The sequence below is a fragment of the Pseudomonas sp. HAR-UPW-AIA-41 genome, assembly GCF_002304225.1.
Classification (GTDB): Bacteria; Pseudomonadota; Gammaproteobacteria; order Pseudomonadales; family Pseudomonadaceae; genus Aquipseudomonas.
Window position 1 is genome coordinate 1 of sequence record NZ_NSLB01000001.1, and the last position, 24,657, is coordinate 24,657.

Below are 24,657 nucleotides of genomic sequence, written 5' to 3' on the forward strand. Positions count from 1 at the left end.
CGGCCGGTGCGGCATTGGCGGGTGTGGTGTGGATCAGCGGGGCCGGCGCGCTGCCGGCCACCCGCAGGCGGATAATAGGGTCGCCGGTGCCGACTTCGGCATCCAGCTGCACCAGCACGGCCTCCACGGTGCCGGCGAGCGGCGCGGGGATTTCCATGCTGGCCTTGTCCGACTCCAGGGTGATCAGCGACTGGTCGACGGCAATCACGTCGCCCGGCTTGACCAGCACTTCGATGACCTTGACCTTGCTGCTGGTGCCGATGTCCGGCACCTGAATGTCCTGCACGCTTTCGGTGGCGCTGGTCGCAGCGGGCGCCTGTGCAGCGGCAACCGGCTCGGGCTCGGCTGCTGCCGGCGGTGTGGCCGCCACGGGTGCTGGCGCTGCGGCGGCAGCGCCTTCGCTTTCCAGTTCCAGCAGCTCATCACCGGTCTTCAGGCGATCGCCCAGCTTGACCTTCAGGCTCTTGATCACCCCGGCCTTGGGCGCGGGAATTTCCATGCTGGCCTTGTCCGACTCCAGCGTCAGCAGGCTCTGATCGGCTTCGATACGGTCGCCGACCTTGACCAGCAGTTCGATCACTTCACCCTCGCCACCGCCGATGTCGGGCACGCGAATCAATTCACTCATCGCCTGTCTCCTCAGCAATCCAGCGGGTTGGTTTTGTTTGCATCAAGGCCGAATTTGACGATGGCCTCGGCCACCACCTTGGCGTCGATGTCGCCACGGTCGGCCAGCGCCTCCAGGGCAGTCAGCGCCACCCAGTAGCGGTCCACCTCGAAGAAGTGGCGCAGTTTCTGCCGCGAGTCGCTGCGGCCGAAACCGTCGGTGCCGAGCACCTTGTATTCCTTCACCGGTACCCATTGGCGGATCTGCTCGGCAAACAGCTTCATGTAGTCGGTGCTGGCCACCACAGGGCCCTTGCGGCCGGACAGGCATTGCTCGACATAGCTCTGCTGCGGCTTCTGTCCCGGGTGCAGGCGGTTCCAGCGCTCGACGGCCAGGCCGTCGCGGCGCAGCTCGTTGAAGCTCGGTACGCTCCACACGTCGGCACCGATGCCGAATTCGTCACGCAGAATCTTCGCCGCTTCGCGCACTTCGCGCAGGATGGTGCCGCTGCCCAGCAGCTGTACGTGATGCGCCGCGTCGCGCTTGTCTTCCTCCAGCAGGTACATGCCGCGGATGATGCCGTCTTCCACGCCGTCGGGCATGGCCGGCTGGACGTACGCCTCGTTCATCACGGTGATGTAGTAGAAGACGTTCTGCTGCTCCTCGATCATCGCCTTGATGCCGTGGCGGATGATCACGGCCAGCTCGTAGGCATAGCTCGGATCGTAGGTGCGGCAGTTGGGGATGGTGCTGGCGAGGATATGGCTGTGGCCGTCCTCGTGCTGCAGGCCTTCGCCGTTGAGCGTGGTGCGTCCGGCGGTGCCGCCGATGAGGAAGCCACGCGCGCGGCTGTCGCCGGCCGCCCACGCCAGGTCGCCGATGCGCTGGAAGCCGAACATCGAGTAGAAGATGTAGAACGGCAGCATCGGCTGGTTGTGGGTGGAGTACGAGGTGCCGGCGGCGATCCAGCTGGACATGGCGCCGGCCTCGTTGATGCCTTCCTCGAGAATCTGGCCCTTCTTGTCCTCGCGGTAGAACATCACCTGATCTTTATCCACCGGTTCGTACAGCTGGCCGACCGACGAGTAGATGCCGAGCTGGCGGAACATGCCCTCCATGCCGAAGGTGCGCGCCTCGTCCGGAACGATGGGTACGATGCGTGCGCCCAGGTCCTTGTCCTTGACCAGCTGGGCGAGGATGCGCACGAAAGCCATGGTTGTGGAAATGTCACGGTCGCCGCTGCCGTCGAGGATGGCCTTGAGGGTTTCCAGCGGCGGCGTGGGAATGCTGAAGCTCTGCGCACGGCGCTGCGGCACATAGCCGCCGAGCTTGGCGCGGCGCTCCTGCAGATAGCGCGCCTCGGCGCTGCCTTCCTCGGGGCGGACGAAGGGCAGGTTTTCCAGGTCTTCGTCGCGGACCGGGATGTCAAAGCGGTCGCGGAATTTCTTCAGGCTGTCGACATCCACCTTCTTGGTGTTGTGCGCGGTGTTCTTCGCCTCGCCGGCACCGGTGCCGTAGCCCTTGATGGTCTTGGCCAGCACCACGGTCGGCTGGCCCTTGTGGTTCACCGCCTGGTGGTAGGCCGCGTACATCTTGTAGGGGTCGTGGCCGCCGCGGTTGAGGTTCCAGATTTCCTGGTCGGAGAGGTCCTTGACCATCTCCTTCAGCTCGGGGCTGTTGAAGAAGTGTTCACGGACGAAGGCGCCGTCTTTGGCCTTGTAGTTCTGGTAGTCGCCGTCGACCACCTCGTCCATGCGGCGTTGCAGGATGCCGTCCTTGTCCTTGGCCAGGAGCGGGTCCCAGAAGCGCCCCCAGATGACCTTGTTGACGTTCCACTCGGCGCCGCGGAACACGCCTTCGAGTTCCTGAATGATCTTGCCGTTGCCGCGCACCGGACCGTCCAGACGCTGCAGGTTGCAGTTGATCACGAAGATCAGGTTATCCAGTTTTTCGCGGCCGGCCAGGGAGATGGCTCCGAGGGATTCCGGCTCGTCGCACTCGCCGTCGCCCATGAAACACCAGACCTTCTGCTTGCCGGCTGGGATAAAACCGCGGCTTTCCAGGTACTTCATGAAGCGCGCCTGGTAGATCGCCTGAATCGGGCCCAGACCCATGGACACGGTGGGGAACTGCCAGAAGTCCGGCATCAGCCAGGGGTGGGGGTAGGAGGACAGGCCGTTGCCGTCCACTTCCTGGCGGAAGTTGTTCATCTGTTCTTCGCTGATGCGGCCTTCCATAAAGGCGCGGGCATAGATGCCGGGCGAGGCATGGCCCTGGAAGAAGATCAGGTCGCCACCGTGTTCTTCGGTCGGTGCCTGGAAAAAGTAGTTGAAGCCGATGTCGTAGAGCGTGGCGCTGGAGGCGAAGCTGGAAATGTGGCCGCCCAGATCCGGGTCTTTCAGGTTGGTGCGCATCACCATGGCCAGGGCATTCCAGCGTACCAGCGAGCGGATCCGCCGCTCCATGAACAGGTCGCCGGGCATGCGTGCCTCATGGCCGACCGGGATGGTGTTGCGATAGGGCGTGGTGATCGCATAGGGCAACTGCGTACCGCTGCGGCTGGCCAGCTCGCCCATGCGGGTCAGCAGGTAGTGGGCACGGTCTTCGCCCTCTTGGTCGAGGACGGACTCGAGGGCGTCCAGCCATTCCTGGGTTTCGACGGGATCGAGGTCTTGCATGGCTTGCTCCAGGCCGGAAAGGCTTCCAGAATCGGTTGCCAGGGGCCGCCCGCACCTTGTGGGCAGGGCGGCATGAAAAGAGTGCTTGCCGGGGTGGGTCGGCAGCTCTGTAGTTTTACTACATTTAGAGCGTTGAAACAGCCTTTCGGTCACAGTCTTTAGTAGAAAAACTACAAAAGGGCCGTCTTGCGACCGCCCTGTCGCCATCAGGATAGACCATGAGCCTGCCTTCCCTGGCCTCGCTGCCAGCTGCACTGTCCCCCCTGGCCGAACGGCCCTGAACGATATCGAACACGCCCTGAGCGAGCTGGGCGAAAGCCTTGCCGGCTGGCCCGAGCTGCGGCGTGATCAACTGACGCGGGTGCTGGCGCAGAGTGATTTCGCGGTCGAGCAGATCAAGCGCGATCCGGCCATGTTCGCGGCGCTGCTGGCCAGTGGCGAGCTGGAGCGCGCGCTGGCGCCGGGCGAGTTGCGCACTCAACTGGCCGCTCTGGTCGCCGAGTGTGCGGATGAGGACGCACTGAGCAAGTGCCTGCGGCGTTACCGCAACCGCCAGCAACTGCGCATCATCTGGCGTGACTTCACCCGCCAGACCGATCTGTGGGGCACCTGCCGTGACCTCTCCGATCTGGCCGACGCCAGCATCGATCTGGCGCTGGGCTGGCTGTATCCGCGTCTGTGCGAACAGTTCGGAACGCCGACCGGGCGCCGCAGCGGCCTGCCACAGCAGTTGGTGGTGCTGGGCATGGGCAAGCTGGGGGCCTTCGAGCTTAACCTGTCCTCGGATATCGATCTGATCTTTGCCTATCCCGAGGGTGGCGAAACCGAGGGGGTCAAGCGCTCGCTGGACAATCAGGAGTTCTTCACCCGTCTGGGGCAGAAGCTGATCAAGGCGCTGGACGCCATCACCGTCGACGGCTTCGTGTTCCGTACCGATATGCGCCTGCGCCCTTATGGCGCGGGTGGCCCGCTGGTGTACAGCTTCAATGCGATGGAGCAGTACTACCAGGATCAGGGGCGCGACTGGGAGCGCTACGCCATGATCAAGGCCCGTGTGGTCGCGGGCGACCAGCAGGCCGGCAAGCAGTTGCAGGAAATGCTGCGGCCTTTCGTCTACCGGCGTTACCTCGATTTCTCCGCCATCGAGGCTATGCGCTCGATGAAGCAGCTGATTCAGCAGGAAGTGCGGCGCAAGGGCATGAGCGAAAACATCAAGCTCGGTTCCGGCGGCATCCGCGAGGTGGAGTTCATTGCTCAGGTGTTCCAGCTGATCCACGGCGGCCGTGACCTGGCGCTGCAGGAACGCTCACTGATGCGCGTGCTCGGCACCCTGCGCGATCAGGGCTACATGCCGGCCAAGGCGGTCGATGAGCTGGTCGAGAGCTATCACTTCCTGCGCTACACCGAGCACGCCCTGCAGGGCATCGATGACCGCCAGACCCAGATGTTGCCGGACGGCGAGCAGGACCGTCTGCGCGTGGCGGCCATCATGGGTTTTGCCGACTGGGAGGCGTTCTATCATGCCCTCGGCGAGCGCCGGCGGCGGGTCGAGTACCACTTCCGTCAGGTGATTGCCGACCCGGACGAGGAGGAGGGCGCTGATGCGGTCTGTATCGGCGGGGAGTGGCTGCCGCTCTGGGAAGAGGCGCTGGAACCCGAGGCAGCACACCGGCAACTGAGCGAGGCCGGCTTTGCCGATGCCGAGGTGGCGCTGCGGCGCATTCTCGATCTCAAGCACGGGCCGCAGGTGCGGGCCATGCAGCGCATGGGGCGCGAGCGTCTGGATGCCTTTATGCCGCGCTTTCTGGCTCAGGCGGTGGAACACGACGATCCGGACCGGGTGCTGGAACGGGTGTTGCCGCTGGTCGAGAAGGTGGTGCGTCGCTCCGCCTACCTGGTGCTGCTGACGGAGAATCCCAGCGCCCTGCAGCGTCTGCTCGAGCTGTGTGCCGCCAGTCCTTGGATCGCCGAGCAGATTGCCCGCTTCCCCTTGCTGCTGGATGAGCTGCTCAATGAGGGGCGGCTGTTCAAGCCGCCGCTGGCGCCGGAGCTGGCGGCCGAGCTGCGCGAGCGGCTGACGCGCATCCCCGAGGACGATCTGGAGCAGCAGATGGAGGCCCTGCGCCACTTCAAGCTGGCCCACCGTCTGCGCGTGGCGGCCTCTGAAATTGCCGGCACTCTGCCGCTGATGAAGGTGTCCGACTATCTCACCTGGCTGGCCGAGGCCATTCTGGAGCAGGTGCTGGCGCTGGCCTGGCGCCAGACCGTGGCCAAGTACGGCACGCCGCGCCGTGCCGATGGCAGTCTGTGCGATCCGGACTTCATCATCGTCGGCTACGGCAAGGTCGGCGGGATCGAGCTGGGCCACGGTTCCGATCTTGATCTGGTGTTTATCCATGACGGTGACTCCCAGGCCGACACCGACGGCGCCAAGCCCATCGACGGCGCGCAGTTCTTCGCCCGTCTGGGCCAGCGCATCATTCACCTGCTGACCACCCAGACCACTTCCGGGCAGCTCTACGAAGTGGATATGCGCTTGAGGCCTTCGGGGGCTTCGGGGCTGCTGGTCAGTTCGCTGGGCGCCTTCGAGCGCTACCAGCAGAACGAGGCCTGGACCTGGGAGCATCAGGCGCTGGTGCGTGCCCGCGTGCTGGTCGGTTGCCCGCGTGTGGGGGCCGCCTTCGAGGCGATCCGCGCCCAGGTGCTCGGCCGTGAGCGTGATCTGCAGGCGCTGCGTCAGGAGGTCAGCGACATGCGCGCGAAGATGCGCGACAACCTCGGCAGCAAGGAAAGCGCGGCCGGCACTGCCGCCAATGCCTTCGAGGCTGAGCAACCGTTCAACCTCAAGCAGGATGCCGGCGGTATCGTCGATATCGAATTTATGGTGCAATACGCGGCCCTGGCCTGGTCGCACCAGTACCCGGAATTGCTGCGTTACACCGACAACATCCGCATCCTCGACGGGCTGCGCGATCACGGCCTGCTGACCGCCGCCGACGTCGGACTGTTGCAGGAGGCCTACAAGGCCTTCCGCGCCGCGGCGCACCGCCAGGCCCTGCAGAAACAGGCCGGCACGGTGCCTGGAGATCAATTGGCCGATGAACGGCGCAACGTGTTGCGCATCTGGCACGAATTGGGTTTGGCGTAGGTCGCCCCGAGCAGACGGGCGGCTGCAACCGTAACGAATCGAAGACTTGAGGAGCTGGCAACTATGTCGAAGGCAATGGCGTCGATGGCTGATCGTGATGGCGTGATCTGGTATGACGGCAAGCTGGTGCCGTGGCGCGACGCCACCACCCACGTGCTGACCCACACCCTGCACTACGGCATGGGCGTGTTCGAGGGCGTGCGTGCCTACAACACCCCGGACGGCACCGCCATCTTCCGTCTGCAGGCGCACACTGACCGTCTGTTCGACTCGGCGCATATCTTCAACATGCAGATCCCCTTCTCCAAGGAAGAGATCAACGAGGCGCAGCGCGCCGCCGTGCGTGAAAACGGCCTGGAAAGCGCCTACCTGCGTCCCATGGTGTTTTTCGGTTCCGAGGCCATGGGCCTGCGTGCCGCCGGCCTCAAGGTGCACGTCATCGTTGCGGCCTGGCACTGGGGCGCCTACATGGGCGAAGAAGCCCTGCAGAACGGCATCAAGGTGCGCACCAGCTCCTACACCCGTCACCACGTCAACATCTCGATGACCCGCGCCAAGGCCAACGGCAACTACATCAACTCCATGCTGGCCCTGCAGGAAGCCATCTCCGGCGGCGCCGACGAGGCCATGCTACTGGACCCGGAAGGCTATGTGGCCGAGGGTTCGGGCGAGAACATCTTCCTGGTCAAGAACGGCGTGGTGTACACCCCTGAGGTGACTTCCTGCCTGAACGGCATCACCCGCAACACCATCCTGACCCTGGCCGACGAGCTGGGCATCAAGGTGGTGGAGAAGCGCATTACCCGCGACGAGGTGTACATCGCCGACGAGGCCTTCTTCACCGGCACCGCCGCCGAAGTGACGCCGATCCGCGAAGTGGATGGCCGGCAGATCGGCATCGGCCGCCGCGGCCCGGTGACCGAGAAGCTGCAGAAGGCCTACTTCGATCTGGTCACTGGCAAGACCAGCGGCCACGCCGAATGGCGCACTCTGGTTAAATAAGCGGTCATTAGGTCGAGACAGGGAGGCATCGCGCCTCCCTGCGCATTTCTGGAATTGGCATGAATATTCTGATCATCGGCCCCAGCTGGGTAGGCGACATGGTGATGGCGCAGACGCTGTTCACCTGCCTCAAGCAGCGTCATCCCGACTGCCAGATCGACGTGCTGGCCCCCGACTGGAGCCGGCCGATTCTCGAGCGCATGCCCGAGGTACGCGCGGCCCTGAGCTTCCCGCTCGGTCATGGTGTGCTGGAGCTGGCCACCCGCCGCAAGATCGGTCAGTCACTGGCTGGCCAGTATGATCAGGCGATTCTGCTGCCCAACTCGCTCAAATCCGCGCTGGTGCCGTTCTTCGCCAAGGTGCCCAAGCGCACCGGCTGGAAGGGCGAGATGCGCTACGGCCTGCTCAACGACATCCGCACCCTGGATAAAGAGCGCCTGCCGCTGATGATCGAGCGCTTTATGGCGCTGGCTTACGAGCCCGATGCAGAGCTGCCCAAGCCCTATCCGCAACCGCGCCTGGCCATCGATGATGCCAGTCGCGAGGCTGCCCTGGCCAAGTTCGGCCTGGGCCTGGATCGCCCGGTGCTGGCGCTGTGCCCGGGCGCCGAGTTCGGCGAGGCGAAGCGCTGGCCGGCCGAGTACTACGCCAAGGTGGCCGAGCTGAAGATCCGCGCCGGCTGGCAGGTGTGGCTGTTCGGCTCGAAGAACGACCATCCCGGCTGCGAGGATATCCGCGCCCGGCTGATTCCCGGTCTGCGCGAGGAGTCGGTGAATCTGGCCGGCGAGACTTCGCTGGCCGAGGCCATCGACCTGCTGTCCTGCGCCGGCGCCGTAGTGTCCAACGACTCGGGCCTCATGCACGTGGCTGCCGCGCTCAACCGCCCGCTGGTGGCGGTGTACGGCTCCACCTCGCCGCAGTTCACCCCGCCGCTGGCCGATCAGGTCGAGATCGTCCGCCTGGGGCTGGAGTGCAGTCCCTGCTTCGAGCGCACCTGCCGCTTCGGCCACTACAACTGCCTGCGCGAGCTCAAGCCGCGTCCGGTGATCGAGGCGCTGGATCGCCTGGTTGCCGATCCGGTCGAGGTGGAATAACCCGCCGATGCGTGTGCTGCTGATCAAGACCTCGTCGCTGGGCGATGTCATTCATACCCTGCCGGCGCTCACCGATGCGGCGGCGGCCATTCCCGGCATCCAGTTCGACTGGGTGGTGGAGGAAGGCTTCGCCGAGATTCCGGCCTGGCACCCGGCGGTGGCCGAGGTGATTCCGGTGGCCATCCGCCGTTGGCGCAAGAACCTGCTCGCCACCTGGAAAGGCGGCGAGTGGGCGGGTTTCAAGCGCCGCCTGCGCGAGGGCCGCTACGATCTGGTGATCGATGCTCAGGGCCTGCTGAAAAGCGCCTGGCTGACCCGCTACTGCGCGGCTCCCGTGGCCGGTCTGGACCGTGCCTCGGCGCGCGAGCCGCTGGCCAGCCGCTTCTACGATCGCCGTTATGCTGTGGCCTGGGGCCAGCACGCCGTCGAGCGCACCCGCCAACTGCTGGCGCAGGCGCTGGGCTACAAGGTGCCGGCGTCGGTGGGTGATTACGGACTGGATCGCGCGGCCATGGCTGGCGTGCCGGGTGCCGATCCCTATGTGCTGTTCCTGCATGGCACCACCTGGGCCAGCAAGCACTGGCCGGAAGCCGACTGGCGCGCTTTGGCCGAGCATCTGGATGCCCGCGGCATGGCCGTGCGCCTGCCCTGGGGCAATGAGGCCGAGAAGGCCCGCGCCGAACGTCTGGTCGAAGGTCTTGCCCATGCACAGGTGCTGCCCAAGCTGAACCTGCGCGGCGTGGCCGCCGTGATCGCCGGCGCGCGCGCCTGCGTGGCGGTGGACACCGGCCTCGGCCATCTGGCCGCGGCGCTGGATGTGCCGAGCATTTCCCTCTACGGCCCGACCCTGCCGGTCAAGGTTGGCGCCTATGGTCGCGGACAGATTCACCTGTGCGCCACGGGGCCGCTGGCCGGTGGCGGCGATCGCGACAAACCCTGTTTCGACGGCCTTGATGCGGCGCGCGTGGCGCCCGAGCTGGACCGTCTGCTGGCCAGTCTGGAGACTCGCTGATGCAACTGGCCTTCGTGCTCTACAAGTATTTCCCCTTCGGTGGGCTGCAGCGCGACTTCATGCGCATCGCCCTGGAGTGTCAGGCGCGCGGCCACGCCATCCGCGTCTACACGCCGATCTGGGAGGGCGAGGTGCCCGCCGGCTTCGATGTGCGCGTGGCGCCGATCAAGGCGTTCTTCAACCATCACCGCAACGAGAAGTTCAGCGCCTGGTTGGCGGCGGACCTGGCCCATGATCCGGTGGACCGGGTGGTGGGCTTCAACAAGATGCCGGGCCTCGACGTCTACTACGCCGCCGACGGCTGCTACGAGGACAAGGCGCAGACCCTGCGCGCGCCCATCTACAAGCGCTGGGGCCGCTACAAACACTTTGCCGACTACGAGCGGGCGGTGTTTGCCCCGGAGTCGAAGACCGAGATCCTGATGATCTCCGAGGTGCAGCAGCCGCTGTTCATCAAGCACTACCAGACGCCGCGCCAGCGCTTCCATCTGCTGCCGCCGGGCATTGCCCAGGATCGCCGCGCACCGGCCAACGCGGCTGAGATCCGCGCCGAGTTCCGCCGCGAGTTCAAACTGGCAGACGACGACCTGCTGCTGGTGCAGATCGGCTCCGGCTTCAAGACCAAGGGCCTGGACCGCAGCCTCAAGGCCCTGGCCGCGTTGCCGCACGAGCTTAAAAAACGTACCCGCCTGATCGCCATTGGTCAGGACGATCCGCGCTCTTTCCAGTTGCAGGCCAAGACGCTGGGCGTATCCGATCAGGTGCAGATCCTCAAAGGGCGCAGCGACATTCCGCGTTTCCTGCTCGGCGCCGACCTGCTGATTCACCCGGCCTACAACGAGAACACCGGCACCGTCCTGCTGGAGGCGCTGGTCTCCGGCCTGCCGGTGCTGGTCACTGATGTCTGCGGCTATGCCCACTACATCGCCGAGGCCGATGCCGGCCGGGTGCTGGCCAGTCCCTTCGACCAGGCGCAGCTCAACCGCACCCTGGCCGACATGCTCGCCGACGATGAGCGCCGTGCCTTCTGGGGACGCAACGGCCTGGCCTTTGCCGACTGCGCAGACCTCTACTCGATGCCGCAGAAGGCCGCCGACGTGATCCTCGCGGAGAAACGCCCGTGAAGCTGATGCTCGCCGAACCGTTCAAAAGCCTGTGGGCCGGCCAGGACGCCTTCACCGCCGTGGAGGCGCTGCAGGGACAGGTCTACCGCGAGCTGGAAGGCCGCCGCACCTTACGCACTGAGGTGGAAGGTTGCGGCTACTTCGTCAAGATTCACCGCGGCATCGGCTGGGGTGAGATCGTCAAGAACCTGCTCACCGCCAAGCTGCCGGTGCTCGGCGCCGCTCAGGAATGGCAGGCCATCGCCCGCCTGCAGCAGGCCGGCGTGCCGACCATGACCGCCGTGGCCTATGGCGAGCGCGGAAGCAACCCGGCCAAACAGCATTCTTTCATCATCACCGAGGAACTGGCTCCGACCACCGATCTGGAACAGTTCAGCCTGAACTGGCGCCAGCAGCCGCCCGAGCCGCGCCTCAAGCGCGCGCTGATCGATGAGGTGGCGAAGATGGTCGGCGGCATGCACCGCGCCGGGGTCAACCACCGCGACTGCTACATCTGCCATTTCCTGCTGCACACTGACCGGCCGGTGACGGCGGACGACTTCCGCCTATCGGTGATCGACCTGCACCGCGCCCAGACCCGCGCCGCCACCCCGCGCCGCTGGCGCGACAAGGACCTGGCCGCGCTGTACTTCTCCGCGCTGGACATCGGCCTGACCCGCCGCGACAAGCTGCGCTTTTTGCAGGGTTACTTTCTGCGGTCGCTGCGCGACATCCTGCGCGACGAAGCCCGGCTGCTGGCCTGGCTAGAGCGCAAGGCGGCGAAGCTCTATGACCGCAAACAGCGCTATGGAGATGCGTTGTGATGGCCGGCTGGATGCTTGAGGCTGGCTATGGCCAGCTAAAACAAGAGTTCGGCAGCCTTGATGCGGTGTTTGCCCTTCAGGGCGAGAGCATTACCCAAGATGCCTGTTCTGAAGTCATTCGCGTTGCGATTGGCGGAGTACGTTATTACGTCAAGCGTTACCACAGTGCGGGTGTTGGTCTCCGGCGCTATCTGCCCAGGCCCAGGGTCAGAGCTGAGTGGCAGAATCTTCGGCATTTTTCGCACTGGGGAGTGCCTGTCCCGGCGCTGGTTGCTTATGGCCTTGAGCGTCGTCGCGGAGCTTTTGTGCGTGGGGCGATGATCACGCAAGAGTTGGTTGGGGCCGAGAACCTCTGGATGCTCGATCATCTAGGAGATCCTCGTCTGCAGGATAGGCATTGGGTCGACCGGGTCAGTCGCCAATTGGCAGTGGCGACTATGGCCATGCATTTGCACCACTTCGCTCACAACGATCTCAAGTGGCGCAACCTGCTGGTCAATGCTGCGGGAGATCTGTTCTTCATCGATTGTCCGACCGGCAGCTTTTGGTGGGGCCCTTCCTGAGCTACCGCATCGTTAAGGATCTGGCCTGTCTGGACAAGGTGGCACGCAGGGTGCTGTCGCGCAGCCAGCGTCTGCGTTTCTATCTGCAGTACCTGGGGCGCGAACGTCTGAGAGCTACCGACAAGCGCCAGATCCGGCGAATTGTGAAGTTTTTTGAGGGTCGCGAATGAGCGATTTCATCGCTGAAGAGGATCGTACTATCCTCGAGCACCATGGTCTGGCCAGTTTCGAATCGCTCTGGGCGCTGCAGTTGGAAGCTGTGGATGAGCCCAATACCGAGCGTGGTGGCTGGAGCAGCGTTTATCGCTTAGATCTTGGTGAGCGGGCCTATTACCTCAAGCGGCAGAGTAATCACCTGACCCGCAGCTTGCTGCATCCACTGGGGGAGCCGACTTTCGCTCGTGAGTTCCGCAATATCCGCCGATATACCCGCTTGGACATTCCAGCCTTGCAGGCCGCTTTCTTTGGCCGAAGGCTTATCCAGGGGGCAAAATGCGCAATATTGCTGACTCGGGCGCTGGATGGCTGGACCGATCTCTATACGCTTTACCAGCGATGGTCTGAGCTGGATGGTGAGCAGCAGCGAGCATTGGTGAGGGCTAGTGCAGAGTTGGCGCGTCGGCTTCATTCCGCGGGGCAACTGCACGGCTGCTTCTACCCCAAGCACATCTTCCTGCGTGGCAGTGGCAGTGATTGCGAGGGCTGCCTGATCGATCTGGAAAAGACTCGCCCGCTATTGCTGGGGCGCCGCGACCGGATTCGCGATCTGGAAACCCTGATCCGCCGAGCCGACCCCTGGTCGAGCGAAGATGTTCGCTATTTTATTTCCGTCTACCTGGCCGCTCCTTATGAGAGTGATGAGGTTGCCGTCTGGTCGATGCGCCTTGAGCGGCGGCGCCGGCACAAGGAGTCACGCTGATGCGCCTCGACCAGCTGCAACTGACTGGCCGTGCGCCGGCTTTGCCACTCCAGTTGGAGCTGGGTGGCGAGCCGCTGGTGCTCGAGCGCCTGCTGCGCGTCTTGCCAGGGCAGCGCTATGTCGGCCTTGCGCGTTGGCGCGGTCGCTTGGTGCTGGTCAAGCTGCTGGTCGGCGGCAAGGCTGGGCGGCACTTCCAGCGTGAGTTGAGCGGTGCGCGCCTGCTGGCCGAGCAGGGGCTTTGCACGCCCGAGCTGCTGGCCGAGGGCTTCGTGGCCGGGCAGGGTGGCTGGCTGCTGTTTGACTACCTGGAAGGCGCCGAGAGCCTGTGGGACGCTTGGCGCGTCGTAGAGCGCGAAGTCCTGCTGTCCGACGCCCAGCAGGCGGTGCTGGGCGAGGCGCTGGCGGTCATTGGCCAACTGCATGCCAAGGGGCTTTGGCAGGCCGATCTGCACCTGGACAACCTGCTGCGACAGGCCGGTCGGCTGTTCGTGATCGACGGCGGTGGCGTGCAGGTCGAGAAAGCCGGCCAGCCGCTGTCGCGCCAGCGCGTGCTGGAAAACCTCGGGGTGTTCTTCGCCCAACTGCCGGCCGAGCTGGAAACCTTCACCGAGGAGCTGCTGGTGCACTACTTGCTGGCTAATGCCGAGCATGCCCTGCCACTGGAGGCTCTGCTCAGGGAAGTGGACAAGGTGCGCCGGTGGCGTCTGCGTGACTATCTGAAGAAGGTCGGTCGCGACTGCAGTTTGTTTGCCGCGAAGATAGGCGCCTTTGGTCTGCGTATCGTGCGCCGGGAGCAGGAAACCGAGCTGTCGGCGTTGCTGGCCGATCCGGATGCTGCCGTTGAGACGGGGCATATTTATAAGACCGGCGGCGCGGCGACGGTGGTGCGCATCGAGCTGAACGGCCGGCCGCTGGTGCTCAAGCGCTACAACATCAAGAGCTGGCTGCACGGCCTCAAGCGTTTCTGGCGCCCCAGTCGTGCCTGGCACAGCTGGGTCGAGGGTCATCGGCTGGAGCTGCTGGGCATCGCCACGCCGCGTCCATTGGCGGTGATTGAGCGGCGCTGGTGCTGGCTGCGTGGGCGTGCCTATCTGCTGACTGAGTACTGTGGCGGTCCGGATCTGATCGCCCGCTTTACTCCCTACGTCGAGAGTGCGCCGCCTGAAGCCGAGTTGGTGGCGCTGGACCGGCTGTTTGCCGCACTGATACGCGAACGCATCAGCCATGGCGATTTAAAGGGACATAATCTGTTCTGGGATGAGGGCCGCTGGAGTCTGATTGATCTGGATGCCATGCGTCAGCATCGCCGTCAGGCCAGCTTTGCCCGCGCCTACGCCCGCGACCGCGCCCGCTTTCTGCGCAACTGGCCGGTCGACTCGCCCCTGCATCGCGTGCTTGATCAGCGCCTGCCGCGGCTCTGAGTCGACTGGGCGGTCAGTGTCGGGTAATACCCTCGGCTCGGCTCTGTGGCTATAATCCTGCGCTTTGCTTGGGCGAGCCTTGGCTCGCCTTCCATTTCCCGTGGTGGCATGTCCACCCGTAGCTGCAAGAGGCTTTTCCGTGGCATTGACCATTCTCGGCCTGTCCGGCGCACTCAGTCACGATCCGTCCGCCGCCCTGTACATCGACGGCAAGCTGATCGCGGCAGTAGAAGAAGAGCGCTTCGTGCGCGACAAGCATGCGAAAAACCGCATGCCCTACGAGTCGGCCAAGTTCTGCCTGGAGCAGGCCGGTATCAAGCCGTCGGACGTCGACGTGGTGGCCATCCCTTTCGCGCCGATCAGCATCTTCGAGAAGGCCCGCTGGCAGTACGCCAAGCGTTACTGGTACGCGCCGGACCGCGCCCTCGACGCCATCCTGATGGGCAACCGCCGCTACAAGCGCTATCACAAGAAGATTCAGTGGTGCCTGGAACAGCTGGGTTTTGATCTGAAAAAGGTCAAGATCGAGCCGGTTGAGCACCACCTGGCGCACGCTGCCAGCGCCTATCACTGCTCGGGTTTCAAAGAGAAGACCGCGATTCTCGGCATCGACGGCAAGGGCGAGTACGCCACCACCTTCTTCGGCTGGGGCGAGAACGGCAAGATCCACAAGATCAAGGAGTTCTACGACCCGGATTCGCTCGGCGGTCTGTACGGCGCAATCACCGAGTTCCTCGGCTTCGAGATGCTCGATGGCGAGTTCAAGGTCATGGGCATGGCGCCCTACGGTGATGCTGCCAAGTACGATTTTTCGCGCCTGGCCAAGTTCGAGAACGGCGAGCTGATCATCAACACCGACTACGCCAACGTCATCGGTTTCCGCCGCTACAAGGAAAACGGCAAGGGCTACTACTTCTCGCCCAAGCTGATCGAGTGGCTGGGGCCGAAGCGCCAGGGCGACATCGCCGATGACCCGTACATCCACTACGCCGCCAGCATGCAGGCGCTGTTCGAGAAGCTGGCGCTGGAGATGATGGAGTACTACCTCGGCGACATTCTCAAGGAAACCGGCAAGATCGCTTTCGCCGGTGGCTGCGCGCTGAACGTCAAACTGAACCAGAAGATCATCGCCCGCGACGACGTCAAGGAGCTGTTCGTGCAGCCGGCTTCCGGCGATGCCGGCACCGCAGTCGGCGCCGCGGCTTATGTCTCGCATCAGCGCGGCGTGCCGGTCGAGAAGATGGAGCACGTCTATCTCGGCCCGGCCTACTCCAACGAGGATGTGGTCGCCGCCTGTGCTCGCCACCCGAGCAAGCCGGTGTTCAAGCGCATCGACAATACCCCCGAGCGCATCGCCAAGATCATGGTCGACGGCAACCCGGTGGCCTGGTTCCAGGGCCGCATGGAGTTCGGCCCGCGAGCCCTCGGCGGGCGCTCGATCATCGGCTGCCCGAGCGTGCCAGGTGTGGCTGACCGTATCAACGAGCAGATCAAGTTCCGCGAGCGCTGGAGGCCCTTCTGCCCGTCGATGCTCGACACAGTCGCACCGAAGATGCTCAAGGTCGACCACCCGAGTCCGTTCATGACCTTCACCTTCGAAGTCAACGAAGAATGGAAGGAACGCGTCGGTGAAGTGGTGCACGAGGACGGCACCTCGCGCGCCCAGGTGCTGGAGCGTCGTTTCAACCCGCGCTGGTACGACCTGATGCTGGAGCTGGAGAAGCTGACTGGCAACGGTGTGTCGCTGAACACCTCGCTCAACCGCCGCGGCGAGCCGATGATCTGCTCGCCGACCGACGCGCTGAACATGTTCTACGGCTCCGACCTGCAGTACCTGATCATGGAAGACATCCTCGTGGTCAAGGACGGCAAGGACTGGTATGACAATGCCTGAGCCGATCCTCAGTTTTGTCATTCCAGCCTACAACTACGCGGTTACATTGCCGCGCGCGGTCGCGTCGGTTATTGATCAGTTGGATGATCGTTCTGAGTTGCTGGTGATAGATGATGGCTCGACCGATGCTACGCCAGAGGTACTGGCTGATCTGCATCAGCAGTATCCAGAGCGCTTTCGCTCCATTCGCCAGTCCAATGCCGGGCTGGCTGCGGTTCGTAATCGTGGAATCGACGAGGCCCATGGGCAGTATCTGGTTTTTCTCGATGCCGATGATGAACTTGTGCCTGGCGTAGTTCCAAAGTTGCTGGAACATATCGAGGCGAACCCTCGCAGTCGTCTTGTACTGGCAGGGCATCAGTCCGTTCGTGAGGGGGGGCGTGAAAGTCTGCACATGCCCGCAGATATCCCGGCCGATGCACTTGCGCGCGTTCGTGGTTATCTGCTCGATAAAACTCTCACAGTCTCCAATGGTGCCTGCGCCATGCATCGCGAGGTGTTTGATTACGGTCGATACCCTGAGGCTTTTCGCAATGCCGAAGACATTCCAGTTTTTGCTCAGGTGTTCGCGCGTTATATCTGTACGGCGCTCAAGGCGCCTATGGCCAGGATTTACAAGCATGGTGATAGCCTGCGCCATAACGTGCAGTATGATCTGCAGATCGGTGAGCGTCTTGTGGGTGAGGTGTTCGATACGGGGCGGCTTCCCGACACCATGCAGGTGCTTAAGCGCGCCTTTACTGCACAACGGTATCTTTCGCTGTTCCGCAATTTCCTATTGGCGGGGGATCGGCAGAAGGCCAAGCAATTCTACCGGCAGGCTCTGGCGTCTGATTGGCGAGCCGCAATGCGTTGGTCCTATACACGTAAGGCCTTACGGCTTTGGCTGAGTTGAAGTTATGACTTGGTCAGAGTTGAAAGTCTTCTGGTTGCATGAAGTGCTGGATGGCCCGGAACAAGGCTTTTCGTGGTGGAAGCTGTGGCGCCGGACGCGGCGGAATGCGCCAGCTCACTACCTGTTCTGGTTTCGCCTCGCCGAGTTCTTTGCTGGTAGTCGCTCAAGGACTCTCAAGTCCATGTCCAAGGGCATCAATAACCGTCTGATCAGTCGACATGGCATCGAGATCATGCTGGGCGCCCGTATTGGTGTTGGGCTTCGTCTGAGTCATATGCAGGGCATCGTGATTTTCAAGAACGTAGTCATCGGTCGTAATTTCACCATTCGGCAAAACACTACCATCGGCACTGACTTCAAGAGCGATGCCCTGATCCATATTGGAGACAACGTGGATATAGGAGCCAACTCCTGCGTCATCGGCAGTGGTATGTGGATTGGTGACAACGTGAATATTGGAGCGATGAGCTTCGTTAACAAGGATGTGCCCAGCGGACATAACTATGTCACGCGCAAAGAGGCGCGTATTTATGCCAGAGAGTGATTTGGCTGATCTTCGGTTGCCTTATGGAAAGCGCAGTATGCTCATGATGTTGAAGAACCTGCCCCTATCTCTGACGCCTCGGCGGGTGGCATTTGTTGGAAGCCTTCTGCTGTCGCTGATTGCTTATCTGGGTGTGGTTACGATCGGTAAGGATGGGGCTTTTTATGTCGACATCGCCCGCACAATTGTCGACCAGGGCGTAGCTGCAGGTGCTGCGCGCTTTAATTGGCTGGGTTTTCCGCTCTTGCTTGCCGGTTTGCATCAGATCAGTGGCCTGTCCATCGAAGGGCTAGCCTATAGCGTCTGCGCACTTTTCATGGCGGGCAGCTGTTTGCTTCTGGTTGATCTGGTTGCCCGGCACAGGCCGCAGGCTGCTTGGTGGGCGGTGCTGGTGGTGCTTGCTGTTCCGGCATTCAATGCCTTTCGTGGCGATATCATCCGCGAACATGGTTTCTGGTTCTTCAGTGTGCTGGCATTTTGGCTGGCCGCACTGTGGCATGTCCGTGGAGGCTTATTGCTAGCGGCTGGAGTGCATGTTGCTGTCGTTATAGCGGTAATCTTTCGCCTGGAGGCTATGGTGCTTGAGGTGGCACTGGTGCTCTGGCTACTGCCGAATGTGCTGAGTCGTGCAGGATGGCAGCAACTCCTGCAGTTTTTCTGGCTGCCGCTAGTTGCAGTTTTGGCCTTGCTGTTGTTGCTTGGGGGTAGCGATATCCTTTCTCAAGGGCGCGTGCAGTACTTCATCAAGATGCTCGACCCCTTACAGATTCAGCAGGATTTCCAGGTGTTGTCACAAGGGTTTGCTGACAGCCTGAAGTACGACTTTGCGCGTGATGATGCCGGCAAGATTGTATTAATGGGTGTGATCGGCTTGATTTTGCTCAGTTTCGCCAAGCTGCTTGGACCCTTCGTGTTGCCTTTGCTAGCACGGTCCGGGCGCGAGGAGTGCACACAAAGTCTACGGTTCTTCAGGCCGCTGGTGTATGCCGGTTTGCTGTACTGCATGGTCCTGTTGCTGTTCTTCTTTCATCAGCAGTTCCTCAATTCACGTTATACCAGCTTTCTCCATCTGCTCGCCGTGCCGCTTTTGGCTGTCGCGACATATAGTTTTGCAAACCATTATCCCAAGTGGTCAAAGGCTCTGGCTGTGGCGGCCATGCTGGTGATGTTGGACAACGTAGTGTCACTCGGGGCTAAGAAAACGCATTACATTGAAGCGGGGCGCTGGTTGTCGGAGCATTATCAGAAGACCGAGGCGGTCTTTTATGATGACCCCCGCATCGGCTATTACGCTGGGTGGGGTTACCCCGCGGGGCAGCGGCTAACGGTGCTTGATTTGCAGCCCGAGCAGATCAAGCAATACCAGATTTTTATTGTTGAGGCGGACTCCGATGAGGTCTGGCTGAATGACTGGATGGCACGCAATGGCCTGCGGCAGTCTGCTCAGTTTGCCAATCGCAAGGGTGATGCTGTGCACGTGATTGTGCATGTGCAGCAATAAAGAATTGATTGCTGGTTACTGGAAGAAAATGAAATGAAGAACAACGCAGTAGAGCGTTTCAGAGAGCGAAAGGCTCTGATCGGTATCGTGGGCTTGGGCTACGTTGGTCTGCCGTTGATGCTGCGTTACAACGCCATTGGTTTTCGTGTGCTGGGCATCGACATTGATGCCGCTAAGGTCGGCAAATTGAATTCCGGCCATAGTTATATTGAGCATATCGCCAGTGAGCATATTGCGCAGGCGCGTGCTACCGGATTCGAGGCTACCTGCGATTTTGCTCGCGCCAGCGAATGCGATGCGCTGATTCTCTGCGTGCCTACGCCGCTGAACAAGTATCGCGAGCCGGACATGAGCTTTGTGATCAATACCACCGATGCGATCAAGCCATATCTGCGGGCAGGCCAGGTGGTATCGCTGGAAAGCACCACTTACCCCGGCACTACCGAGGAAGAGTTGCTGCCGCGTGTTCAGGAAGGCGGCCTCAAGGTTGGTGAAGATATCTTCCTGGTGTATTCCCCAGAGCGCGAAGATCCTGGTAATCCGAATTTCGAGACTCGCACCATCCCCAAGGTGATTGGCGGTCATACCCCCAACTGCCTCCAGGTTGGTATTGCCCTTTATGAGCAGGCCATTGATCGTGTGGTACCGGTGAGCTCGACCAAGGCTGCCGAGTTAACCAAACTGCTGGAAAACATTCACCGCGCGGTCAACATCGGTCTGGTGAACGAAATGAAGATCGTTGCCGACCGTATGGGTATTGATATCTTTGAGGTCGTGGATGCCGCCGCGACCAAGCCGTTTGGTTTTACCGCTTACTACCCGGGCCCTGGCTTGGGTGGTCACTGCATTCCGATCGACCCCTTCTACCTGACCTGGAAAGCCCGCGAGTATGGCCTGCACACGCGCTTCATCGAGCTCTCTGGCGAGGTCAACAAGGCCATGCCCGAGTACGTAGTGGGCAAGTTGATGGATGGCCTCAACGACCGTGGTCGTGCGCTCAAGGGCAGTCGGGTGTTGGTGCTCGGTATCGCCTACAAGAAGAATGTCGATGACATGCGTGAGTCGCCATCGGTCGAGATCATGGAGCTGATTGAGGCGAAGGGCGGCGTGGTCGCTTATAGCGATCCGCATGTGCCGGTTTTTCCGAAGATGCGTGAACATCACTTCGAGCTTTCCAGCGAGCCGCTGACCGCCGAGAGTCTTGCAGGCTTTGATGCGGTGGTGTTGGCTACCGATCATGATCGCTTTGATTACGAGCTGATTTTGCAGCACGCGCCGCTGATCATCGATAGCCGTGGCAAGTACCGCGCTCCGGCCGCTCACGTGATTAAGGCCTGATTGGCTTGGGGCGGTGACCGGCCCATGGCTCGAATCGATTTGGAAGGACATCCGCATGAAACGTTTTGCTCTGATTGGTGCGGCCGGCTATATCGCCCCGCGCCATATGCGCGCCATCAAGGATACCGGCAATGAGCTGGCCTGCGCCTACGACATCAATGACTCGGTCGGCATTATCGACAGCCTCTCGCCGCAGAGTGCGTTCTTCACCGAATTTGAGCGTTTTTACGACTACGCCTGGCGCTTGAAACGTGATTCTGCAACTGCGCTGGATATCGTCTCGGTCTGCTCGCCCAACTACCTGCATCACCCGCATATCACTGCCGGGCTGCGTCTGGGCTGTGACGTGATTTGCGAGAAGCCCTTGGTGCCGAATAGTGCGCTTCTGGACGATTTGGCCCTGGTTGAACGTGAGACCGGCAAGCGCTTGTACAACATCCTGCAGTTACGCCATCACCAGGCCATTATCGATCTGAAGGAGCGGGTCGAGGCAGGGCGACAAGAGCATAAGCACGAGGTCGAGCTGACTTACATCACCAGTCGCGGCAAGTGGTACATGGAGAGCTGGAAGGGCGATCCGCGTAAATCCTTTGGGGTCGCTACCAATATCGGAGTCCACTTCTTCGATATGTTGCACTTCATCTTCGGCAAGTTGCAGCGCAATGTCGTGCACTTCGCCAATGAGCAGAAGGCTGCTGGCTATCTGGAGTATGAAAAGGCCCGGGTACGCTGGTTTCTTTCTATCGATGCCAACGATCTGCCGGACTCGGTCAAAGGCAAGAAACCGACCTATCGCTCGATCACCTGCGACGGTAGCGAAATCGAATTCTCCGAAGGTTTCACCGACTTACATACCGTCAGCTACCAGGCAATCTTGGATGGCAAGGGCTACGGTATCGATGATGCTCGTCATTGCGTGGAAACCGTAGAGTGCATCCGTAACCTGACGGCCAGCCGCTCTCAGGATGGTGAAGGCCATCCGTTCCTCGCCCGCCTGCTGGGGTGAGCCATGAGCCATTACCAACACTCCAGCGCCATTGTCGATGATGGGGCGCAGATTGGCGAAGGTTCGCGTATCTGGCATTTCGTGCATGTCTGCGGCGGCGCGCGCATCGGTAAGGGTGTATCGCTCGGGCAGAACGTCTTCGTCGGTAACCAGGTGGTCATAGGCGATAACTGCAAGATCCAGAACAACGTTTCGGTCTATGACGGCGTGACTCTCGAAGAGGGTGTGTTCTGTGGTCCAAGCATGGTCTTCACCAATGTCTACAATCCGCGCTCGCTGATCGAACGCAAGAGCGAGTACCGCCCGACGCTTGTGCGCCGCGGTGCCACTCTTGGCGCCAATTGCACCATTGTCTGCGGTGTGACGGTTGGCGAGTTCGCGTTTATCGGTGCCGGCGCAGTGGTCAACAAGGATGTACCAGCCTATGCGCTGATGGTTGGCGTGCCCGCACGCCAAATCGGCTGGATGAGCGAATTCGGTGAGCAGCTGGAGCTGCCGCTGCAAGGCGAAGGCAGTGCGCCTTGCATCCATACCGGCGCCACCTACGTACTGCGTGACGGTGAGCTACGCAAGGAGAGCCAGGCATGATTGAATTCATCGACCTCAAGGCGCAGCAGGCGCTGATCAAGGAGCAGATCGACGCTGGCATCCAGCGTGTACTTGCGCATGGCCAGTACATCCTCGGCCCGGAAGTAAACGAGCTGGAAGAAAAGCTGGCAGCCTTTGTCGGCGCAAAGTACTGCATCAGCGTGGCTAATGGCACGGATGCTTTGCAGATCGCCCAGATGGCGCTGGGCATCGGCCCGGGCGACGAGGTCATCACTCCGGGCTTTACCTACATCGCCACGGCCGAGACCGTTGCCCTGCTGGGCGCCAAGCCGGTGTACGTGGATGTGTGTCCGCGCACCTACAACCTCGATCCGGCGAAGCTCGAAGCAGCCATCACGCCGCGTACCAAGGCGATCATCCCGGTGTCCCTGTATGGCCAGTGCGCCGACTTCGATGCTATCAACGCCATCGCCGCACGGCATGGAATCCCAGTGATCGAGGATGCCGCGCAGAGCTTCGGCGCGACCTATAAAGGCAAGCGCTCCTGCAATCTGACGACCATCGCCTGCACCAGCTTCTTCCCCAGTAAGCCGCTGGGCTGCTACGGCGACGGCGGGGCGATCTTCACCAACGATGACGAATTGGCCAAGGTAATGCGCCAGATCGCCCGTCATGGTCAGGATCGTCGCTATCATCACATCCGTGTGGGCGTTAATAGCCGTCTGGATACTCTACAAGCTGCAATTCTGCTACCCAAGCTCGACGTGTTCGAGGCCGAGTTGACGCAACGCCAGCGTGTAGCGGGCATGTATGCCGAAGCGTTGCAGGCGGCCAGCATCGCTGCCCCTTTCGTCGAGGCGCATAACAGCAGTGCATGGGCGCAATACACTGTTCAGGTCGCAGAGCGCGACCGGGTGCAGGAAACGTTGAAAATCTTGGGCGTGCCGACCGCCGTGCATTACCCTATACCGCTCAATCGCCAGCCGGCCGTAAGCGATGATCTGGCCTGCTTGCCCGTTGGTGACCTTGTCGCCAGCCGGGTCATGAGTTTGCCGATGCATCCTTATCTGACCGCTGACCAAGTCAACACGGTCGTTTCGCATCTGGCCGCCAGTCGGTAACGATCGTTCCGATCCATTGCCGCCGCCTTTACAGCGCGAGCGGATCGATTTTTATAATTTATGGAAGTTTGAGGTGCTGTATGCGGGTTATCGCAAAGCTGGACGTCAAGCCGCCTCAGGTGGTTAAACCCGTTCATTTCGAAGGATTGCGCAAGATCGGTCTGCCTGAAGAATTGGCTCGCACGTATTACGAGCAAGGGGCTGACGAAGTTTTCTACGTGGATATCGTGGCCAGCCTTTACCGTCGCGAGATTCTGCTGGAGCAAATTGCCGCAACCGCTCGCAACCTGCTGGTACCCTTTGCCGTTGGTGGCGGTGTGCGCACGGTCGAGGACTTTACCCGACTGTTCCATCACGGCGCCGACAAGGTTGTCATCAATACCGGTGCCCTCGGTGAGCCTACGATCATCGACGCCGCCGCGCGTGTCTTCGGTGGTCAGTCGGTCGTGCTGAACGTGGAGGCTAAGCGGTTGTCCCAGGGCGGCTGGACTTGCTACAGCGACTGCGGGCGCATCCCGTCGGGGCGTGACCTGCTGGAATGGGTAAAGGAAGCGCAAGAGCGAGGTGTTGGTGAGATTCTGCTGCAGTCGGTCGATACCGATGGTCGTCGACGTGGCTTCGATGTCGAGTTGATCAGTGCAGTGGTCGATGCCGTGCGCATCCCGGTCGTCGCGGCGAGCGGTGCAGGCAGCCTGGACCACATCCTGGATGTCGCCAAACAGGCCAGACCCAGCGGGATCGCAGTGGCATCGGTGCTGCACTATGGTCAGGCCGATATCGGTCAGATCAAGCGTCATCTGAAACAGAACGGTGTGGAGGTGGCCCTGTGAGCCAGCGTGTAGGCGTCGTCGATTACGGATCGGCAGGTAATACCTTCAGCATTGTTCGTGCTCTGGAGTTGGCAGGTGCGCAGCCTCGGGTGATCAAAACCCCGAATGAGCTGCTCAATGTCGACAAGCTAGTCTTGCCGGGCGTGGGCAGCTTTACCGACGGCATGGCCGAACTGAACGCGTCCGGCATGGCCGGTGCGGTACGTGAATGGGCAGCAGGCGGTCGTCCGCTGCTGGGTATCTGCCTGGGCATGCAGATTCTCTGCGATGTCGGGTTCGAATATGGCGAAACCGAGGGTTTGGGCCTTGTTCGAGGCGAAGTGCGCGAGATGCAATGCAAGGGGGTCGTGCCCCATATGGGATTCAACCGCGTCGCGGTGCAAGGTGATTCCCCTCTGCTCAAAGGCCTCGGCGGCGACGAGTCCCTGTATTTCATGCACACCTTTGAAGTACAGAACTACACCAACATCATCGCGCTGACCGAATATGCCGGGCATCAATTTGTCTCGGCGGTACAGCGCGATAACGTGTTCGGTGTGCAATTTCATCCGGAGAAGAGCCGCGAGGCGGGCATCCGGATCTTCCAAAATTATCTGTCGCTGTGAGCC

The 24,657-nt window shown here is 61.7% G+C and carries 19 protein-coding genes and 2 pseudogenes; 19 read left to right on the top strand and 2 right to left on the bottom strand.

From position 1 onward, the window contains the following. Positions 1-628: biotin/lipoyl-containing protein (locus CK486_RS00005; protein ID WP_305885186.1), on the bottom strand; the 628-nt coding region annotated here is incomplete at its 3' end. Positions 629-639: 11 nt separating this feature from the next. Then, complete coding sequence (aceE, locus tag CK486_RS00010) at positions 640-3,285, bottom strand: pyruvate dehydrogenase (acetyl-transferring), homodimeric type (RefSeq protein WP_095938262.1); 2,646 nt, start codon at positions 3,283-3,285, stop codon at positions 640-642. A gap of 358 nt (positions 3,286-3,643) precedes the next feature. On the opposite strand from aceE, the pseudogene glnE reads away from it, so the two are divergent. The 19 genes and pseudogenes from glnE to hisH form a co-directional block, all read left to right on the top strand. Continuing rightward, positions 3,644-6,433 (top strand): annotated as a pseudogene (gene glnE, locus CK486_RS00015) (bifunctional [glutamate--ammonia ligase]-adenylyl-L-tyrosine phosphorylase/[glutamate--ammonia-ligase] adenylyltransferase); the annotation flags it as partial. Positions 6,434-6,508: 75 nt separating this feature from the next. Beyond that, positions 6,509-7,435: a branched-chain amino acid transaminase gene (locus CK486_RS00020; RefSeq protein ID WP_095939019.1), complete on the top strand. Its 927-nt coding sequence runs from the start codon at positions 6,509-6,511 to the stop codon at positions 7,433-7,435. 59 nt (positions 7,436-7,494) lie between these two features. After that, positions 7,495-8,529, top strand: coding sequence for a lipopolysaccharide heptosyltransferase II (gene waaF, locus CK486_RS00025; protein WP_095938264.1), 1,035 nt, complete (start codon positions 7,495-7,497; stop codon positions 8,527-8,529). A gap of 7 nt (positions 8,530-8,536) precedes the next feature. Next, positions 8,537-9,541 (top strand): lipopolysaccharide heptosyltransferase I, encoded by a 1,005-nt coding sequence (waaC, locus tag CK486_RS00030; protein ID WP_095938265.1) that lies wholly within the window; start codon positions 8,537-8,539, stop codon positions 9,539-9,541. Next, positions 9,541-10,665, top strand: a complete 1,125-nt coding sequence (locus tag CK486_RS00035) for a glycosyltransferase family 4 protein (RefSeq protein WP_095938266.1) — start codon at positions 9,541-9,543, stop codon at positions 10,663-10,665. Before waaC ends, CK486_RS00035 begins: the two co-directional genes overlap by 1 nt. After that, positions 10,662-11,468, top strand: a complete 807-nt coding sequence (gene rfaP / locus CK486_RS00040) for a lipopolysaccharide core heptose(I) kinase RfaP (RefSeq protein WP_095938267.1) — start codon at positions 10,662-10,664, stop codon at positions 11,466-11,468. Before CK486_RS00035 ends, rfaP begins: the two co-directional genes overlap by 4 nt. Further along, positions 11,468-12,201: pseudogene (locus CK486_RS00045) on the top strand (lipopolysaccharide kinase InaA family protein). Before rfaP ends, CK486_RS00045 begins: the two are co-directional and overlap by 1 nt. After that, on the top strand, positions 12,198-12,950 hold the full coding sequence (locus CK486_RS00050; RefSeq protein ID WP_095938268.1) for a lipopolysaccharide kinase InaA family protein: 753 nt from the start codon (positions 12,198-12,200) through the stop codon (positions 12,948-12,950). Before CK486_RS00045 ends, CK486_RS00050 begins: the two are co-directional and overlap by 4 nt. Beyond that, positions 12,950-14,371 (top strand): lipopolysaccharide kinase InaA family protein, encoded by a 1,422-nt coding sequence (locus tag CK486_RS00055; protein ID WP_095938269.1) that lies wholly within the window; start codon positions 12,950-12,952, stop codon positions 14,369-14,371. The genes CK486_RS00050 and CK486_RS00055 overlap by 1 nt, the downstream gene beginning before the upstream one ends. 139 nt (positions 14,372-14,510) lie before the next feature. Then, a complete protein-coding gene (locus tag CK486_RS00060) occupies positions 14,511-16,265 on the top strand; it encodes a carbamoyltransferase (protein ID WP_095938270.1) in 1,755 nt (584 codons plus the stop codon). Beyond that, the gene (locus tag CK486_RS00065) at positions 16,258-17,160 is read left to right on the top strand and encodes a glycosyltransferase family 2 protein (protein ID WP_095938271.1); all 903 of its coding nucleotides are present in this window, start codon (positions 16,258-16,260) and stop codon (positions 17,158-17,160) included. The genes CK486_RS00060 and CK486_RS00065 overlap by 8 nt, the downstream gene beginning before the upstream one ends. A 4-nt stretch (positions 17,161-17,164) precedes the next feature. Beyond that, complete coding sequence (locus tag CK486_RS00070; RefSeq protein WP_141248855.1) at positions 17,165-17,704, top strand: serine acetyltransferase; 540 nt, start codon at positions 17,165-17,167, stop codon at positions 17,702-17,704. 37 nt (positions 17,705-17,741) lie between these two features. Further along, a complete protein-coding gene (locus CK486_RS00075; protein ID WP_095938273.1) occupies positions 17,742-19,205 on the top strand; it encodes a hypothetical protein in 1,464 nt (487 codons plus the stop codon). A gap of 33 nt (positions 19,206-19,238) precedes the next feature. Then, the gene (gene wbpA, locus CK486_RS00080; RefSeq protein ID WP_095938274.1) at positions 19,239-20,543 is read left to right on the top strand and encodes a UDP-N-acetyl-D-glucosamine 6-dehydrogenase; all 1,305 of its coding nucleotides are present in this window, start codon (positions 19,239-19,241) and stop codon (positions 20,541-20,543) included. 55 nt (positions 20,544-20,598) lie between these two features. Continuing rightward, a complete protein-coding gene (locus tag CK486_RS00085) occupies positions 20,599-21,549 on the top strand; it encodes a Gfo/Idh/MocA family protein (RefSeq protein ID WP_095938275.1) in 951 nt (316 codons plus the stop codon). A 3-nt stretch (positions 21,550-21,552) separates the two neighbouring features. Then, positions 21,553-22,137: a UDP-2-acetamido-3-amino-2,3-dideoxy-D-glucuronate N-acetyltransferase gene (gene wbpD / locus CK486_RS00090; RefSeq protein WP_095938276.1), complete on the top strand. Its 585-nt coding sequence runs from the start codon at positions 21,553-21,555 to the stop codon at positions 22,135-22,137. After that, positions 22,134-23,219 (top strand): DegT/DnrJ/EryC1/StrS aminotransferase family protein, encoded by a 1,086-nt coding sequence (locus tag CK486_RS00095; protein WP_095938277.1) that lies wholly within the window; start codon positions 22,134-22,136, stop codon positions 23,217-23,219. The genes wbpD and CK486_RS00095 overlap by 4 nt, the downstream gene beginning before the upstream one ends. Before the next feature lie 80 nt (positions 23,220-23,299). Continuing rightward, a complete protein-coding gene (hisF, locus tag CK486_RS00100; protein ID WP_095938278.1) occupies positions 23,300-24,049 on the top strand; it encodes an imidazole glycerol phosphate synthase subunit HisF in 750 nt (249 codons plus the stop codon). After that, the gene (gene hisH, locus CK486_RS00105; RefSeq protein ID WP_095938279.1) at positions 24,046-24,654 is read left to right on the top strand and encodes an imidazole glycerol phosphate synthase subunit HisH; all 609 of its coding nucleotides are present in this window, start codon (positions 24,046-24,048) and stop codon (positions 24,652-24,654) included. Before hisF ends, hisH begins: the two co-directional genes overlap by 4 nt. Positions 24,655-24,657 lie beyond the last annotated feature (3 nt).

Bases quoted from the DNA above. Each gene is read 5' to 3' on its own strand.
- waaF (WP_095938264.1), top strand. From the start codon at position 7,495: ATGAATATTCTGATCATCGGCCCCAGCTGGGTAGGCGACATGGTGATG.
- aceE (WP_095938262.1), bottom strand. From the start codon at position 3,285: ATGCAAGACCTCGATCCCGTCGAAACCCAGGAATGGCTGGACGCCCTC.
- CK486_RS00095 (WP_095938277.1), top strand. From the start codon at position 22,134: ATGATTGAATTCATCGACCTCAAGGCGCAGCAGGCGCTGATCAAGGAG.
- wbpA (WP_095938274.1), top strand. From the start codon at position 19,239: ATGAAGAACAACGCAGTAGAGCGTTTCAGAGAGCGAAAGGCTCTGATC.
- CK486_RS00035 (WP_095938266.1), top strand. From the start codon at position 9,541: ATGCAACTGGCCTTCGTGCTCTACAAGTATTTCCCCTTCGGTGGGCTG.
- CK486_RS00075 (WP_095938273.1), top strand. From the start codon at position 17,742: ATGCTCATGATGTTGAAGAACCTGCCCCTATCTCTGACGCCTCGGCGG.
- wbpD (WP_095938276.1), top strand. From the start codon at position 21,553: ATGAGCCATTACCAACACTCCAGCGCCATTGTCGATGATGGGGCGCAG.
- CK486_RS00050 (WP_095938268.1), top strand. From the start codon at position 12,198: ATGAGCGATTTCATCGCTGAAGAGGATCGTACTATCCTCGAGCACCAT.
- CK486_RS00055 (WP_095938269.1), top strand. From the start codon at position 12,950: ATGCGCCTCGACCAGCTGCAACTGACTGGCCGTGCGCCGGCTTTGCCA.
- hisF (WP_095938278.1), top strand. From the start codon at position 23,300: ATGCGGGTTATCGCAAAGCTGGACGTCAAGCCGCCTCAGGTGGTTAAA.
- CK486_RS00020 (WP_095939019.1), top strand. From the start codon at position 6,509: ATGGCGTCGATGGCTGATCGTGATGGCGTGATCTGGTATGACGGCAAG.
- CK486_RS00065 (WP_095938271.1), top strand. From the start codon at position 16,258: ATGCCTGAGCCGATCCTCAGTTTTGTCATTCCAGCCTACAACTACGCG.
- CK486_RS00070 (WP_141248855.1), top strand. From the start codon at position 17,165: ATGACTTGGTCAGAGTTGAAAGTCTTCTGGTTGCATGAAGTGCTGGAT.
- waaC (WP_095938265.1), top strand. From the start codon at position 8,537: ATGCGTGTGCTGCTGATCAAGACCTCGTCGCTGGGCGATGTCATTCAT.
- CK486_RS00085 (WP_095938275.1), top strand. From the start codon at position 20,599: ATGAAACGTTTTGCTCTGATTGGTGCGGCCGGCTATATCGCCCCGCGC.